Raw genomic sequence first — 14,981 nt, 5'->3', positions numbered from 1 at the left:
ATGAACAGCTGACGCGACGCTTGGCGCATCGGCGGCATGTGGGTCACTGGAGATCTCCGAGGTTCCCATCGGTCAACGGAGCAGCGTTGGTCCGTGAGCCTGACCGACCACGGCGTGAATTGCCTGATCACCAGCGCCACGAATGGGCCAGACATCACGACTAGGCCGACGCTGAAGGCAGGTGAAGCCTGCTCATTGACGCAACAAAATCCTCATCGACTACGGCGCGAGAAATATCATTGAACAAGCGGCCCAGACGACCAAATAAACTATGGCGTCGCGACGAGGAATTCTCCAACGCCTCTGAGCGGTCTGCTGCGCCAAGGCCTCCGCAGACTCGTGCGATTTAATCCTGGTTGCGAGCACGCTAATGAGCACCTGCACACGGTTGGGCCGGTTGAGCCACCGCTCCCAGTTGGAGACAGCGACGGCCCAAGAGCTACACGACCAGCGCGCCGTTTGGAACCTGATCCGACCTGACGCATTCTCGTCAATGTCGGTGACCTCAGACCATGGAATCTCAAAGACATTGAAGGGATTCGTGACTTTGATTCCTCTCGAAGAAATATGCAACCTTGTGAATCGTGCTATGAGCCAATTGAACATCGCAACGGGAAGGACCATGAAAGAAAGGACGAACCAGACATCACCCTTCGATACAGGGAAATCATTCCGTGAAGACACTAGGATCAGCGCAAGCGCACTGAAGAGACTAAATCCGGTGTAACCAAGGACAACGATCGACGCTGGCCTGAGTTCGACGTCGAGGCTGCAATCGAGACTGCGCCCGACCGATTCCACCTGTTTACGCATAGATTCTAGCAACTGTAGGTAACTCCGGCTCGGAAGTAAAATGAATACGTCAGCATTTGAATGCCATCGCGCTATTCAGCACAGACTGTGCGAGCCCTGACGCTTGGCGACATGCGACAGCCGCCTCTGACTGTAGTCCCACCAGAGTACTTCTTAACGATGCTGCCAGCCTGCACGGCGCCGTCGGCGGCGTTGCGCGTACCCTGCATCAGGCGGAAATCCGTCTTTTCCATCTTCAACTTTTCCGCTGACTTTTCCACGGTAGTTCTTAGGCCAAAGGAAACATATCCGAGCGCGGTGTCGATTACGATGTTGTGCCCAGCGTTCCCTTTGCTCTCATTGCCGCTGGCAGTTGCGATCGAATTTGTCCCGACAGACACACTGATGGTTATCGCCAGGCAATAACCGTCGGTTACGAAAATGCATGCTACGAAGCCGTCGGTCTCAATCTCCTCCTTGTAGTTGGAGGCCAAAGTCGCCACATTCTTGGCGGCGCTTTTCATCCAATGAGGCCACCGCCCGTCAATGTCGTAGCCGTTGATCGGGTCGAGCGGGTAGGTGTAAGAGTTGGGATTCCCGCCAGGCAGAGAGTCTGTCGACAAGAAGCGGCCCGTGGCCGGGTTGTAGAGGCGCCCCCATCAGGATGATCCCGGTGTTGCTGGTGGCGCGTTGGTGGCCCCACCACACTCTGTGATTCGAGCCAGCACTCACGGTCTGGGGACTCAAGGTCGGTACCTCAAGCGCGTTCCGCTCGTGTCCCAGTCCGCGGCGAGGCTGGGATGGGTGTCGCTGATGGAGCCCGAGGCCATGGTGAGATTGAGCCCCAGCGTGACCTGGTCCATCCAGCCGACTCCCGGTCATGGGGGTGTCGCTGTTGGGCTCCGATGGCGCACTTTTGTCGCGCTATGTATCGCAAAGGACCGCAAGGCCGCTCAAAGGGCCGCAGTCGTGGATGGCCGCTGAACTTGCAGGTCAGGGGCCTGTTTCCGCACACTCGCACATATGACGTCAAGGGACCGCAAAGAGTCGCAGCCCACGCTCAGCACGTTCCACGTGATGTTCCTCGAGCCCCGGATCCCTCCCAACACGGGCAACGCGATCCGGATGGTCGCCGGCACCGGAGCCACGCTCCACCTGGTCGAGCCGCTCGGGTTCGACCTGTCGGATGCGAAGCTGAAGCGGGCGGGCCTGGACTACCACGACCTGGCGTCGGTGGTGATCCACCCGGATCTCGACACCGCACTGGCCAGCGAGCAGCTCGCCGGCGCGCGGGTCTTCGCCTTCACCGCCAAGGCGGACCGTTGGCACACCGACACCGAGTTCCGCGCCGGTGACGTGCTGCTCTTCGGTCCCGAGCCGACCGGCCTGCCCGACGAGGCGCTGCGCCACCCCCGCGTCGAGGACCTGATCCGGATCCCCATGCTCGAGGGCCGCCGCTCGCTGAACCTGTCGAACGCCGCCGCCGTCGTGACGTACGAGGCGTGGCGCCAACAGGGGTTCCCCGGCGCGGTGTAGGCGTCCCGCCCGGCCGGGCTCGACCCGACACCCCCGGTCGCGGGAGGGACTGCCGTTCGGGGTAACGCCAGTGCCTCCCATGTGCCCGGCGCACTGCCTAGCGTGGGAGGCGTGGAACGAATCGAGAACCAACCGACCGTCCAGGGTCCCGCCGAGATGTTCACCGGCTCCGTCTACTTCAACGCCATCGCCCGCGGCGAGGGCGAGTCCCGCATCCGGGTCAACACCGTCCGCTTCGCGCCCTGCGCCCGTACGGCGTGGCACAGCCACAGCCTCGGGCAGACGCTGCACGTGACCGACGGCGTGGGCGTCGTCGCCACCCGTGGACCCGACGGCCAGCGGGTCATCGTCATGCGGCCCGGCGACACCGTGCACACCCCGCCCGGGGAGGAGCACTGGCACGGCGCCCTCGGTGACCAGTTCATGACCCACCTCGCGATGTGGGAGGACGACGACGCCACCTGGGGAGCGCACGTCACCGACGAGGAGTACGACACGGCCGTCCAGCAGGCGAAGGAGTCCTGAGATGAGCATCCCCACCCTGACCCTCAACAACGGGGTCACCATGCCCGCCCTCGGCTTCGGGGTCTTCCAGAGCCCGCCCGAGGAGACCGCCGCCGCTGTCGACACCGCCCTGCGGGTCGGCTACCGCCACATCGACACCGCCGCCGCGTACGGCAACGAGCGCGAGGTCGGCGAGGGGCTGCGTCGCTCCGGCGTGGACCGCTCCGAGGTGTTCTTGGAGACCAAGGTCTGGGTCAGCGACTTCGGCTTCGACGAGACCCTGCACGCCTGGGAGAAGGCGGTGGCCAAGCTCGGCGTCGAGCGGCTCGACCTGCTGATCCTGCACCAGCCCGCCCCGGACCGGTGGGAGAAGACCGTCGCCGCCTATCGGGCGCTCGAGCGCCTGTTGGCCGACGGCAAGGTGCGGGCCATCGGCGTCAGCAACTTCATGCCGCACCACCTGCGCGACCTGCTCGACGTGACCGAGGTCGTGCCTGCGGTCAACCAGATCGAGCTGCACCCCTACTTCACCCAGCCCGACGTGCGGCGCGCCGACGCCGAGCACGGCATCCTCGATCAGGCCTGGTCCCCGATCGGCGGGATCACGTTCTACCCCGGCTGGGGCGAGGAGCGGCGCAGCGTGATGGACGACCCCGCGCTGCAGGCCATCGCAGGAGAGCACGGACGTACGCCGGCCCAGGTGATGCTGCGCTGGCACCTGCAGCAGGGCCGTTCGGCGATCCCCAAGTCGACCAACCCTGGTCGGATCGCGGAGAACTTCGACGTCCTCGGCTTCACCCTCACCGACGAGGAGATCGGCCGGATCGAGGCGCTCGACACGGGCGTACGCAACGGGCCCGACCCCGACGTACCCCGCCCCGAGCGTTTCGACATGCCGATCCCGGAAGCCTGAGGTGGCACCGATGCAGTACCGACCGCTCGGGCGCACCGGCGTCCACGTCAGCCCGCTGTGTCTGGGCACGATGATGTTCGGGCCGTGGGGCAACGAGGACGAGGCCGACTCCATCCGCGTGATCCATCGCGCCCTCGACGCGGGGATCAACTTCGTCGACACCGCCGACGTCTACTCGGCGGGCGAGTCCGAGCGCATCGTGGGCAAGGCGCTCAAGGGCCGACGGGACGACGTCGTGCTGGCCACCAAGTTCTTCATGCCGATGGGGGACTCACCCAACCAGCGCGGCGGCTCGCGCCGATGGATCATCCGCGAGGTCGAGGAGTCCCTGCGCCGGCTCGACACCGACTACCTCGATCTCTACCAGGTGCACCGGCCCAGCCGGGACACCGACGTGGAGGAGACCCTGTCGGCCCTGACCGACCTGGTGCGCCAGGGCAAGGTCCGCTCGATCGGCTCCTCGTCGTACGCGGCCAGCCAGATCGTCGAGGCGCAGTGGGTCGCGCGCGAGCGGCACCTGCAGCGCTTCGTGACCGAGCAGCCGCCGTACTCGCTGCTGGTCCGCGGCATCGAGCAGGACGTGCTCCCGACCGCTCGGCGGCACGGGATGGGCATCCTCTCCTACAGCCCGCTCGCGGGTGGCTGGCTGTCAGGTCGCTGGCGCAGGGACGCCGCGTCCTCGCCGACCTCCTCGGCCCGCCCGCCGGCACGCTTCGACATGACGAGCGCGGCCAACCAGCTCAAGCTCGACGTCGTCGAGCGGCTCGCCGTCCTCGCCGAGGAGGCGGGTGTCACGCTGATCGAGCTGGCGCTGGCGTTCGTGGTCAACCACCCCGCGGTGACCTCGGCGATCATCGGGCCGCGCACGATGGAGCAGCTGGAGTCGCAGCTGACCGGTGCCGACGTGGTCCTGTCGAGCGACGTCCTCGATCGGATCGACGAGATCGTCGCCCCAGGCGTGACGCTCAACCCCGACGACAACAGCTACGGCGAGGTCGAGCTGGCGCCCGCAGCCCGGCGCCGCCAGGCCTGATCGCTCGCCGGGCCTGATCGCTCGCCGGGCCTGATCGCTCAGCGCGGCGTCGTCTCGTCGAGCGCCTCGCCGGCCTCCTGGGTGGCTGCCCAGGAGGCCAGCAGGCGCAGCCCGTCGTGGGCGGGGGTGTTCGGGTCTGCGGTGTAGACGTTCATTTGCAGCCCGGGCTCCGACGGCAGCTCCAGCGCCTCGAAGTTCATGTCCAGCTCCCCGACGACGGGGTGACGCAGCCGCTTGCGACCGGAGCGGTGGAACTTCACGTCCTGGGAGGCCCAGCGCTGCCGGAACACCTCGCTCTGGGTGGACAGCTCGCCGACCAGCGCGATCAGCTCCTGGTCGTGCGGGTTGCGGCCCGCCTCGAGGCGCAGCTTGGCGGCGGCGTCGGCAGCGATGACGTCGTAGTCCATGAAGAAGTTCGTCGCCGCCGGGTCGAGGTAGACGAACCGCGTCGTGTTGGCGGGTCGGCGTGCCGTCGCGCCGGCGACGGGGGACGACAGGACGGGCGAGTAGAGCGCCCGGGCGAGGGCGTTCATCGCCAGGACGTCGTGACGCCCGTTGCGGACCCACGCGGGCGCCTCGGTGATGGCGTCGAGGACCTGCTGGATGACGGGGCGCACCGTCTTCGGCACCACCCGGCGCCGACTCCGCGTGGGCCCGGTCTCGCGGGCGAGCGCGAACAGGTGGTCGCGCTCGGCCTCGTCCAGCTGCAGCGCCTGCGCGAGCGCGTCCAGCACGCCCTCCGAGGCGCCGCCCACGTCGCCGCGCTCCATCCGGACGTAGTAGTCGACCGAGACGCCCGCGAGCATCGCCACCTCCTCGCGGCGCAGCCCCTTCACGCGTCGGTTGCCGCCGTACACGGGCAGCCCGGCCTGCTGCGGCGTCAGCCGGGCGCGCCGGCTGCTGAGGAACTCCCGCACCTGGGCACGCACGTCGACCTCGTCCATGGCATCCACCGTAGGCAATCGGCCCTCCCCGAGGGAGGCCCGGGCAGTACCCGGCAGGATCGGACGCCGCGGGCGCGACCTCAGACGCGGGTGCGGCGCAGCAGCCAGACGAAGTACGGCGCGCCGATCAAGGCGATCATCAGGCCCGCCGGCAGCTGGGACGGCGCGATGAGGGTCCTGCCCAGCGTGTCGGCGACCAGCACGAGCAGGCCTCCCAGGACGAGCGCGACCGGGATGACGCGCCCGTGGCGGGCCCCGACGAGGCTCCGGGCCAGGTGCGGGGCGACGAGACCGACGAAGCCGACCGTGCCGATGGCCACGACCGCGAGCGCCGCGAGCAGGGCCGACAGCGCCAGCACCCCGAACCGGGCGCGATCCGTGGCGATCCCCAGGATCCGCGGCGTGTCCTCGTCGATCGCCAGGAGGTCCAGCTGGCGGCGGATGCCGAGGAGGAGCGGTGTCGCGACCAGCAGGGCGGCGGCGACGGGCACCACGTCGCCGATCGATCGCCCGTACGTCGTCCCCGACAGCCAGGTCAGGATCCGGGGCGTCTCCCAGGGGTCGGAGCGCAGCAGCAGGAACGTCGTGACGGCGTTCAGCGCGTACCCGCAGCCGATGCCGGTGAGGACGAACCGGTCCGGCGAGAGTCCGCCGCGCCAGGCCAGCGCCGTGGTCAGCGCGAAGGTCAGCAGCCCGGTCGTGACGGCCATCGCGACCAGCGCGCCGCGCCCGCCCCCGCCGAGGCCGGTCGTCACCACGATGACCGCGCCGAGGCCGGCGCCCGCGGTGATCCCGAGGAGCCCCGGCTCGGCCAGCGGGTTGCGGACCACGCCCTGGACCCCGACGCCGGCGAGGGCGAGGGCCGCCCCGCCGGCCACGGCCGCAGCGATGCGCGCGGCCCGCTCGTCCAGCGCGCGGGCGACGAGGTCGGGTGCGCTGTGGTGGAGCCACAGCCCCACGTCGCCCACCTGGAGCCACAGGCTGCCTGCGAGCAGGGCGAGCAGGACGCAGATCACGAGGAGCGCGACGGCGATCGACGCGACGACGACGAATCGCCGGGTGCTCCGCAGCGCCGAACGGGCGGTGGGCGGCGTCCGTACGCTCTGCGCGTCGCGCACGCCGCGGGCGAGCAGGATGATGATCAGGCCGCCGAGCAGGGCGGTGGGGATGCCGGTCGGGATCGTGACAGCGGCGGTGGCGCCGAGCACGGCGCGCAGCGCGACGTCGGCCAGCAGGATGAGCAGGGCCCCGAGCAGGCCCGAGGCAGGGATGAGGAACGCGTGCCGGCGCAGCGCCGTCACCCGCGGGGCGAGGAGGCGGGCCAGCACGGGAGCGCCCAGGCCGACGAAGGCGATCGGACCGGCGAGCGTCACGGCCGCGCCGGTCAGCAGCACCGCGCAGAGGATGGCGACCAGACGGGTCGAGCGGACCGGCACGCCGAGCGAGGACGCGGCGTCCTCGCCGAGACCGAGGACGTCGAGTCGCCGGGCGATCAGCAGCGCGACGAGCAGCACCGCGGCGATCACCGGCGCGGCCCGCACCGAGGCGTCGAGATTGAGCTGGGTGAGCGAGCCGCTGCCCCAGGCGAACAGGCCGGTGGTCCGCTCCTTGAAGAGGATGAGCAGCATCGCGGTGCCGGCGTCGAGCGCCATCGCGACCGCCGAGCCGGCGAGGATGAGCCGGGTGGTCATCGTGCCGCCGCTCGTGCCGGTCAGGCCGAGCACCAGGGCGGCGGCGAGGATCCCGCCGATGAACGCCACCCCGCTCGAGGCCCACAGCGGGGCGGTGACGCCGAACGCGGCGACGGCGGTGAGCGCGAAGTAGGCGCCCGAGGTGACAGCGAGGGTGTCGGGAGAGGCGAGCTGGTTGCGGGTGACCGACTGCAGCAGGCAGCCGGCGACGCCGAGGGCCAGGCCGACCGCGGCGCCCGCGCACAGTCGCGGCAGTCGCGAGCCGAGGAAGATGTCGTGCGCGGAGACGCCGCCGGTGTCGACCGACTGGCCGCGCAGCGCGCGCAGGAGGTCGCCCGCGCCCATGCCGGAGGTGCCCTGCGTCAGGTGCACCAGCCCGACGACCACCACCAGGAGCGTGAGGACGACCAGGAGCGCGACGCCGCCGAGTGCTGTGTGCCCGCCGGCACCGGGCTCGACCGGGCGGGTGGACGCGGTCGAGCCCGGACGTGGCAGGGTTGCCGGTGCCTTCACGCCCCGGTGATCACCGAGACGAAGGCATCGATGGCCTGCTCGGCCGAGCGCGGGCCACCCGCGCCCCAGACGCCCGGAGGGAACGCGTAGGCGCGACCCTGCTTGACGGCCGGCAGCGACTTCCAGATGGAGTTCTTCTCCAGCTGGGGGACGTAGCTGTCCTTGGTGTCGTCGTTGGAGTAGATCAGGTTCGCATCGCCGACGGCGGTCAGGCCCTCGATGTCGGTCTGCGCCAGCCCGTACGCCGGATCGACGCCGCCGCTGCCGTAGGAGTCGTTGACCTGGTCGGTCCAGGCGCCGGTCAGGCCCAGCTCCTCACCGAGCTCGGTGAACAGCGCGCCCTCGCCGTAGGGGCGGATGACGACGTTGCCGCCTTCGATCCAGCCGTCGAAGAAGACGAAGTCCTTGGTGGCGAGGTCGGCGCCGGCGACCTTGGTCTTCGCCTCGGCGAGATGCTGGTCGAACTCGTCGAGCACCTGGTCGGCGCGCTCGGTGCGACCGGTGGCCTCGCCGATCATCGAGAACACCTTCTTCATGTTCGCGATCTGCCCGGTGGCGTCCGCGCCGATGGTGGCGAGGACCGGGACGTCGCGCTGCTCGAGCTTCTTGAGCAGCTCGTCGTTCTTGCTGTACGCCTCGATGACGATGAGATCCGGGTTCGTCCCGTAGAGCGCGTCGAGGTCGGGCTCGCCACGCTCGCCGACGTCGGTGACGCTGTCGGGGAGCTTCTCGGCGCTGACGTACGTCTTGTACTCACCGATGGAGGCCGCTCCCACCGGGGTGACGCAGAGCGAGAGCAGGTCCTCGGTCTGCTGCCACTCGAGCACCACCACGCGCTTGGCGGGCTGGTCGAGCTGGATGGTGCGGCCGAGGCTGTCGGTCATCGAGACGGGACCCGAGTCGGTGGTGACGCCGTCGCAGCCCTGGGAGGCGGGGGCCTGCGTGGGCGCGGCGCTGCCGCTGGCGCTGACGTCCGTCGTGGCGCAGGAGGAGAGCGCCAGGACGGCGACGCCGGCTGCGGCGGCCGCGGCGGTGAATCGACGAGCGGGGGTCATGCGGGGTCCTTTCAGGGACGGTGGGGAGCGGGGGAGCGAGGGGAGTGGCGGCCGACCGGGTCGATGCGCAGGCGCCCGGTGCGCTCGTCGAGGCTGACCTCGACGTCGAGCCCGTAGGCGAGGCGGATGTTGTCCGCGGTCAGGACGTCCTGCGCGGCGCCTTCGGCGAGGACACGCCCCGACGCCATCAGCAGCAGCCGGTCGGCGACCCGGGCGGCGTGGTCGAGGTCGTGCAGCACGACCCCGACGGCGACGTCGTGCTCGTCGGCCAGGTCGCGGATCAGGTCGAGCGTCTCGACCTGGTAGCGCAGGTCGAGGTGGTTGGTGGGTTCGTCGAGCAGGACCACCCCGGTCTCCTGGGCGAGGCAGGCGGCGAGCCAGACCCGCTGCAGCTCGCCGCCGGAGAGCTCGCCGGCCGCGCGGTGCGCCATCGGCTCGAGGCCGGTGACGGCCAGGGCCCGGTCGACGGCGCCGCGGTCGGCGGCGGTGATGCCGGCCAAGGCACGCCGGTACGGGTGGCGCCCGAAGGCGACCACGTCGCGGACGCTGAGCCCCTGCGGGGCCGTCCGTGACTGGGCGAAGAGGGTCACCTGCCTGGCGAACTCACGGGCGCTCAGCGCGCCGGCGGGGCGAGGCACGTCGTTCGCCTCGTCGCCGCCGACCAGGACGTGTCCGGCCGTGACGGGATGCAGGCGCGCGAGGCCGCGCAGCAGCGTGGACTTGCCCGAGCCGTTGGGTCCGACCAGCGCGGTGACGTGACCGCGGTGCAGGGCGATGTCGGCGCCGTCGACCACGAGGTGGTTCCCGAAGCCGAGCACGAGGTCGGTGCCGGACAGGCGCGGCGGGGCGGCCGGTCGGGAGGCGGTGTTCATCGGAGTCCTGCGCGGTGTCGGGGTCGGGCGGAAGATGGAGCCCGCGACGTGCCGCAGGTCAGGTAAGGCTGGCCTTACCTCACGGAGTCTAAAGGGCGGCCTTCGCGTCCGCAATCGAGGCATTGCGCCATTCGATACGGAGAACCGGACATGGCCCGGACGCGTCCGCTGAGGGCTACGAGCGGCCGTACGACCCGGGCGTGGTGCCGACGACGCGCTTGAACGTGGCGATGAAGGTGCTCGGCTGGGCGTATCCCATCTCCTCGGACACCTCCTGGACGGTGAGCCCCTCGGCCATCAGGGCGATCGCGTGGTGCACGCGCAGCGCCTGGCGCCACTGGTTGAAGGAGAGGCCGGTGTGCGCCCGGAAGAGTCGGGTGACGGTGCGCTCGCTCAGCTGAAGGGTCTCGGCCCACTGCGGCAGGGTGCGCTCGTCGGTCGGGTCCTCGAGGAGCGCCGCCACGATCGGCCCGATCCGCTCGGCCCGCGGGACGTGGAGGCTCAGCTGCTCGTCGGAGAGGACCAGGACGTCGAACACCACGGCCTCCGCGCGCAGCCGGGCCTGCGGCTCGAGGTCGGTCCGCTCGAGGTGGGTCAGCAGGGAGGCGAGCACGGGTGTGATGTCGACCGCCGCGGGCTCGGGGAAGCCGACCGGCGAGCGCTCCGGGTCGAAGAGCGCGTCGTACAGGGACGTGCCCGCGGTGGTGCGGCCCGAGTGCACGGTGCCGGCCGGGATCCACAGGCCGTGTCCCTCGGGCACCGTGACCACCCGGTCGTCGAGGTCGACCGTCATCGTCCCGCCGCGGACCCAGACGAGCTCGTGCAGCGGGTGGGTGTGGCGCGGGAACTCCAACGGCGGCGCGACGTACGCGCTCTCCGACAGGATCGCGAACGGCTCCGGGACCTCCTGCGGCGAGTCGACCTCGTGCAGGACCACGGTCTGCGGCTCGCGGCGCCATGCGCCCTGGACCGAGGCGCTCATCGTTCCAGGATCGCGGCGACGTGCTCGGCCATCCGGTCCGCGCCGAAGTGGTCGTCGGCGGTGATCGTGACGACGGCGTCGTCGAGGAAGATCAGCATCTGCCCGTATGCGCCGTGCAGCCGCCACGCCCTGCCGGGGCCGCCCCACCCGGCGAGCGCGTAGCGCTGGTAGGCGGGGTCGGTGTCGTGCCAGCTCCAGTCCGAGTGCATGGCCCGGGGCCACGCGGCTGAGACCAGGCGCCGGCCCTCCCAGACGCCGTCGTCGCGGATCAGCCGACCGAGGCGGGCCATCTCGGCGTTGCTCAGGTGGAGGCCGCCGGCGGCGACGATCCAGCCGTGGGGGCAGCGCTCCCAGGCGGGGTCGTCGATCCCGAGCGGCTCGAACAGCCGGGGGAGCAGCCAGGTACGGACGTCGCCCACGACGGTGGCCAGTGCCCGCATCGCGGTATAGGTGCTGGCCGTCGCGTACTGGAAGACCCGCCCCGCCGACGGGCGGCTCAGGAACTCCTGGGCGAGGTCGGGCCAGTCCGTCATCTCGGTCTCGGTCCAGGGCTGGTCGATGCCGCTGGTCATGCCGAGCAGGTGGCGGGTCGTGACGTGCTCGACGCCCTCGCCCAGCCGCCACCCTTCGAAGTACTGCGCCACGGGTGCATCGACGTCGAAGATCCCGGCATCGGAGGCCATCCCGGCGGCCAGGACGCAGACGCCCTTGGCGACGGAGTGGATGTCGCGGCGCTCGTCCGGGGCCCAGAGGTGGGCGGCGGTCTCGTCACCGGTGCGGACGTGCACGCCGTACGCGGTGAAGTCGAGCTCCGCCGCGGCACCGACGATGCGGTCCAGGACGTCCGGTGCGAGAGCCACGGGCACAGTATGCCCAGCCACGGGTGGCGCCGAACGATCGCTCGGCGCCTCGGCAGGTCCGAGGAGCCGGTACGAGCTCGTCAGGCGGAGATGACCTCGTCCCCGATGCGGATCTCGCCACCCGCCAGGATCCGGAAGCAGGTGCCGGCACGACGTCGCAACGCCGCTGCGGCACCGGGGGCGATGGTGTCGTCGAGGATCCGACACGGGGCGGCGATGCGGACGACTTCGAGGTCGACGTCGCCGATCCGCAGACGCTCTCCCGGCTTCGTCGGGACGGGACCGCGATCGACGGTGATGTTGCGCCGCGTCTGGCCGGGCTGGAACGCGACGCCCAGGGCGGCGGCCGCCTCGTCCAGCTCGTCCTGCGCCTGGAGCGTCACGTGCCGGTGCTTGGCGCCGTGGTAGCGGTCACCGATCAGGCCCTTGCCGGCCTCGGCCGTCACGGACTCGACGTACTTCACCGGCAGGCGACGCCCCGGCGCGATGTGGATCGCGGTCACACGCACCGCATCATCCTCGCAAACGGGTGGATGCGCGGAGGGCGCATGTCGGGGTCGCCTGCTTTTAGCCTGATCTCAGGCCGGCCTACGCTGCCGTCCAGAGAGCGTCCCTACGGTCGAGCCATGACCAAGATCGCGCTCACCGAACGACCCGTCTCCCGTCGCTGGCTGCTGGCCGGGCTCAGCGGCACGGCCCTCGTGGCCGCCGGGTGCTCCTCGAACAACTCCTCGTCGGCGGCGTCGTCGTCGGTGTCGTCCGGCAGCGCCTCGGCGAGTGCCAGCAGCACGGCCGTGGCCACCGGCACGGCCGCGGCCGGCTCGGTTGCCGCCCTGGCGCAGGCCTTCTACGCCACCCTCGACGACGACCAGAAGACCGCGACGCTGCTCGACTACAGCCTGAGCAACGCGGTCCGCTGGTCGAACCTCCCGCAGGGCCTCCTCGCCGGCGGGGCCGGTGGTGGTGCAGGTGGTGCAGCCGCGGGCGGAGGTCCCGGCGGCATGCCCACGGGGAAGCCCACCGGCATGCCGACCGATCTGCCGACCGATCTGCCGACCGATCTGCCGAACGGTGGCGCCGGCGGTGCACCCGGCGGCGCCGGCGCGGCGGGTGGCACCGGCAGCAGCACCCGCGTCGGCATCAGCCTCGGCGAGCTGAACACGACCCAGCTCGCCGCGTTCACCGCGCTGCTCAAGGCGGCGACCGGCACCCGCGGCGGACTCGGCTACGACGAGATCACCCAGCACCTGAACGCCGACGACTACCTCCAGGACCACGGTGGCGGCGACACGTACGGCCGCGGGAACTTCTACGTGGCCATCCTGGGCAGCCCGCAGGACTCCGGCACCTGGGAGTTCCAGTTCGGCGGCCACCACCTCGCGGTGGCCAACACGTACACCGACGGCAAGCTGGTCGGCGCGACCCCGTCCTTCCGCGGTATCGAGCCCAACGCGGCGTTCAAGCTCGACGGCCGGACCAACCAGCCGTTGAAGGTCAAGGAGGCCGCGTTCACCACGCTCCTGGCAGGCCTGTCCAGCACCCAGCTGGCCAGCGCGAGGCTCCCCGACGTCTACACCGACCTCGTGCTCGGCCCGGGCAAGGACTGGGCCTTCCCGACCGACCGCGAGGGCGTCAAGGTCTCGACCCTGTCGGGCAACCAGAGGAAGCGGGTGCTCGCCGCCATCGCGACCTACGTCGACGACGTCGCCGACAGCGACGCCGCGACCATCGTGAAGCGGTACGAGAGCGAGCTGGACGACACCTACGTCGCCTACTCCGGCACGACCGCGCTGACCGAGAAGAACGACTACGTCCGCATCGACGGGCCCTCGGTGTGGATCGAGTTCTCGATGCAGAACGGCATCGTGCTCCCGGGAAACCACCCGCACTCGCTGTGGCGCGACCGCACCACGGACTACGGCGGGACGAAGAGCTGATGCTCCGCGTCCCGGCACGGGTGGCGGGCGCCTTCGCGACGCTCGCGCTCGTCCTGCTGGCAGCACTCGGCCTCGCGCAGCCCGCGTCGGCCCACGTCGTCCCCACCTCGACGATCCAGCTCGCGGTCACCGACACGAACATCGTCGCCACCGTCGACATCCCCCTGGACGACCTCGAGGACGCGAGCGGGATCGACCTCGGCGACGGCACCCAGGCCGAGGTCGACGCCAGCGCCGACGCGATCGAGGCGTATCTCCTCGAGCACTTCGCCCCGACCAGCGACGACGGCGCGAAGTGGACCGTCGCCGAGGGCGCGCTGAGCGTCGCCACCGCCGGTAACACCGCCACCACCGGCCTCTACGAGCAGCTCGCCACCACGTTCACCCTGACGCCGCCCGCCGGCAACGACACCGCGCAGGAGGAGGGCTCCTTCAACCTCGGGTACGACGCCGTCGTCGACAGGATCGCGACCCACACCGTGATCGTGACGGTCGACTCGGACACGACCGGCGACGACTTCAGCGGCGCGTACGAGGTCGGGACCGTGCAGCGCAGCACCGTCACGAACAAGGTCGAGGGGCTGCACGTCGACCTCGGCTCCGGCGGCGCCGGTACAGCGTTCCGAGACATGGTGACGCTGGGCATGCGGCACATCCAGGAGGGCACCGACCACCAGCTCTTCCTGCTCACCCTGCTGCTGCCGGCGCCGCTGCTGGTCCGGGCTCGTCGGTGGAGCGGCGCGGTCGGCGGCCGGCGCGCCCTGCAACGGATCGGCGCTGTCACCTTGTCGTTCACACTGGGTCACTCGATCACGCTGGCGCTGGGTGCACTCGGCGTACCGGCGCCGCAACAGCTGGTCGAGGCGGCGATCGCTGTGAGCATCCTGGTCGCCGCCGTCCATGCGATCAGGCCGATCTTCCCCGGACGGGAGGCGCTGGTCGCCGCCGGCTTCGGGCTGGTCCACGGGCTGACCTTCTCCGAGACCCTGCGCGCCCTCCACCTCAGCGGGACCCACCTCGTGCTCGCCCTGCTCGGGTTCAACCTCGGCATCGAGGCGATGCAGCTGATCGTGGTCGCGCTGGTGCTGCCACCGCTGCTGATGCTGGCCCGCTTCGAGCAGTACCGCTGGCTGCGGCTCGACGCCGCCGTCGCCACCGGCGTGGCCGCCCTGGGCTGGCTGGCGGCCCGGCTCGGCCACGCCAACCCGGTCGCGGACGCCGCCGACCGGCTCGGGGCCGTCGCCGCACCCGTCGTGCTCGTCCTGTGGCTGGCCGCGCTGGTGTCCCGTACGGCACGAGCCCGCCACCGACGCGTCGATGGCGGGCTCGTGCCGACGAGCTGAGGCTCG

General features: G+C 70.5%; 15 protein-coding genes. 7 read left to right on the top strand and 8 right to left on the bottom strand.

Annotated elements, in window-relative coordinates; translation table 11 throughout:
- Nucleotides 1-93: 93 nt before the first annotated feature.
- Nucleotides 94-243 carry a hypothetical protein gene (locus ACZ5L9_RS18715; protein WP_464530764.1) on the top strand — a complete coding sequence of 50 codons (150 nt, stop codon included), beginning with the start codon at nucleotides 94-96 and terminating at the stop codon, nucleotides 241-243.
- 641 nt (nucleotides 244-884) lie between these two features.
- Here ACZ5L9_RS18715 and ACZ5L9_RS18710 read toward each other — a convergent pair.
- The gene (locus ACZ5L9_RS18710) at nucleotides 885-1,316 is read right to left on the bottom strand and encodes a hypothetical protein (RefSeq protein ID WP_464530761.1); all 432 of its coding nucleotides are present in this window, start codon (nucleotides 1,314-1,316) and stop codon (nucleotides 885-887) included.
- 499 nt (nucleotides 1,317-1,815) lie between these two features.
- Between ACZ5L9_RS18710 and ACZ5L9_RS18705 the strand changes: the two genes are divergently transcribed.
- The 4 genes from ACZ5L9_RS18705 (at nucleotide 1,816) to ACZ5L9_RS18690 (ending at nucleotide 4,778) form a co-directional block, all read left to right on the top strand.
- Nucleotides 1,816-2,328 (top strand): tRNA (cytidine(34)-2'-O)-methyltransferase, encoded by a 513-nt coding sequence (locus tag ACZ5L9_RS18705; RefSeq protein WP_464530756.1) that lies wholly within the window; start codon nucleotides 1,816-1,818, stop codon nucleotides 2,326-2,328.
- A 111-nt stretch (nucleotides 2,329-2,439) separates the two neighbouring features.
- Nucleotides 2,440-2,853, top strand: coding sequence for a (R)-mandelonitrile lyase (locus tag ACZ5L9_RS18700; protein WP_464530752.1), 414 nt, complete (start codon nucleotides 2,440-2,442; stop codon nucleotides 2,851-2,853).
- Nucleotide 2,854: 1 nt separating this feature from the next.
- Nucleotides 2,855-3,745, top strand: a complete 891-nt coding sequence (locus tag ACZ5L9_RS18695) for an aldo/keto reductase (protein ID WP_464530749.1) — start codon at nucleotides 2,855-2,857, stop codon at nucleotides 3,743-3,745.
- Between the two features lie 10 nt (nucleotides 3,746-3,755).
- Nucleotides 3,756-4,778 carry an aldo/keto reductase gene (locus tag ACZ5L9_RS18690; protein ID WP_464530746.1) on the top strand — a complete coding sequence of 341 codons (1,023 nt, stop codon included), beginning with the start codon at nucleotides 3,756-3,758 and terminating at the stop codon, nucleotides 4,776-4,778.
- Between the two features lie 38 nt (nucleotides 4,779-4,816).
- Here ACZ5L9_RS18690 and ACZ5L9_RS18685 read toward each other — a convergent pair whose 3' ends face one another.
- The 7 genes from ACZ5L9_RS18685 to ACZ5L9_RS18655 form a co-directional block, all read right to left on the bottom strand.
- Nucleotides 4,817-5,722, bottom strand: a complete 906-nt coding sequence (locus ACZ5L9_RS18685; RefSeq protein WP_464530743.1) for a helix-turn-helix transcriptional regulator — start codon at nucleotides 5,720-5,722, stop codon at nucleotides 4,817-4,819.
- A gap of 80 nt (nucleotides 5,723-5,802) precedes the next feature.
- On the bottom strand, nucleotides 5,803-7,926 hold the full coding sequence (locus tag ACZ5L9_RS18680) for an iron ABC transporter permease (RefSeq protein ID WP_464530740.1): 2,124 nt from the start codon (nucleotides 7,924-7,926) through the stop codon (nucleotides 5,803-5,805).
- Nucleotides 7,923-8,981, bottom strand: a complete 1,059-nt coding sequence (locus ACZ5L9_RS18675; protein WP_464530738.1) for an iron-siderophore ABC transporter substrate-binding protein — start codon at nucleotides 8,979-8,981, stop codon at nucleotides 7,923-7,925. Before ACZ5L9_RS18675 ends, ACZ5L9_RS18680 begins: the two co-directional genes overlap by 4 nt.
- 11 nt (nucleotides 8,982-8,992) lie before the next feature.
- Nucleotides 8,993-9,853 carry an ABC transporter ATP-binding protein gene (locus ACZ5L9_RS18670; RefSeq protein ID WP_464530734.1) on the bottom strand — a complete coding sequence of 287 codons (861 nt, stop codon included), beginning with the start codon at nucleotides 9,851-9,853 and terminating at the stop codon, nucleotides 8,993-8,995.
- A gap of 175 nt (nucleotides 9,854-10,028) precedes the next feature.
- A complete protein-coding gene (locus ACZ5L9_RS18665) occupies nucleotides 10,029-10,835 on the bottom strand; it encodes a helix-turn-helix domain-containing protein (protein WP_464530730.1) in 807 nt (268 codons plus the stop codon).
- Complete coding sequence (locus tag ACZ5L9_RS18660) at nucleotides 10,832-11,695, bottom strand: serine hydrolase domain-containing protein (protein ID WP_464530726.1); 864 nt, start codon at nucleotides 11,693-11,695, stop codon at nucleotides 10,832-10,834. Before ACZ5L9_RS18660 ends, ACZ5L9_RS18665 begins: the two co-directional genes overlap by 4 nt.
- Nucleotides 11,696-11,775: 80 nt before the next feature.
- Nucleotides 11,776-12,204, bottom strand: a complete 429-nt coding sequence (locus tag ACZ5L9_RS18655) for an MOSC domain-containing protein (protein ID WP_464530722.1) — start codon at nucleotides 12,202-12,204, stop codon at nucleotides 11,776-11,778.
- 117 nt (nucleotides 12,205-12,321) lie between these two features.
- Here ACZ5L9_RS18655 and ACZ5L9_RS18650 point away from each other — a divergent pair, with 117 nt between their 5' ends.
- On the top strand, nucleotides 12,322-13,632 hold the full coding sequence (locus ACZ5L9_RS18650) for a DUF3500 domain-containing protein (protein WP_464530718.1): 1,311 nt from the start codon (nucleotides 12,322-12,324) through the stop codon (nucleotides 13,630-13,632).
- On the top strand, nucleotides 13,632-14,975 hold the full coding sequence (locus ACZ5L9_RS18645) for a HupE/UreJ family protein (RefSeq protein ID WP_464530715.1): 1,344 nt from the start codon (nucleotides 13,632-13,634) through the stop codon (nucleotides 14,973-14,975). The genes ACZ5L9_RS18650 and ACZ5L9_RS18645 overlap by 1 nt, the downstream gene beginning before the upstream one ends.
- The last annotated feature ends 6 nt before the right edge of the window (nucleotides 14,976-14,981 follow it).

It is taken from the genome of Nocardioides sp. JCM 18998, assembly GCF_055391535.1.
This window is presented reverse-complemented; position numbering and strand designations above follow the sequence as displayed.

Bases quoted from the DNA above. Each gene is read 5' to 3' on its own strand.
- ACZ5L9_RS18645 (WP_464530715.1), top strand. From the start codon at position 13,632: ATGCTCCGCGTCCCGGCACGGGTGGCGGGCGCCTTCGCGACGCTCGCG.
- ACZ5L9_RS18670 (WP_464530734.1), bottom strand. From the start codon at position 9,853: ATGAACACCGCCTCCCGACCGGCCGCCCCGCCGCGCCTGTCCGGCACC.
- ACZ5L9_RS18695 (WP_464530749.1), top strand. From the start codon at position 2,855: ATGAGCATCCCCACCCTGACCCTCAACAACGGGGTCACCATGCCCGCC.
- ACZ5L9_RS18685 (WP_464530743.1), bottom strand. From the start codon at position 5,722: ATGGACGAGGTCGACGTGCGTGCCCAGGTGCGGGAGTTCCTCAGCAGC.
- ACZ5L9_RS18710 (WP_464530761.1), bottom strand. From the start codon at position 1,316: ATGAAAAGCGCCGCCAAGAATGTGGCGACTTTGGCCTCCAACTACAAG.
- ACZ5L9_RS18705 (WP_464530756.1), top strand. From the start codon at position 1,816: ATGACGTCAAGGGACCGCAAAGAGTCGCAGCCCACGCTCAGCACGTTC.
- ACZ5L9_RS18665 (WP_464530730.1), bottom strand. From the start codon at position 10,835: ATGAGCGCCTCGGTCCAGGGCGCATGGCGCCGCGAGCCGCAGACCGTG.
- ACZ5L9_RS18690 (WP_464530746.1), top strand. From the start codon at position 3,756: ATGCAGTACCGACCGCTCGGGCGCACCGGCGTCCACGTCAGCCCGCTG.
- ACZ5L9_RS18650 (WP_464530718.1), top strand. From the start codon at position 12,322: ATGACCAAGATCGCGCTCACCGAACGACCCGTCTCCCGTCGCTGGCTG.
- ACZ5L9_RS18675 (WP_464530738.1), bottom strand. From the start codon at position 8,981: ATGACCCCCGCTCGTCGATTCACCGCCGCGGCCGCCGCAGCCGGCGTC.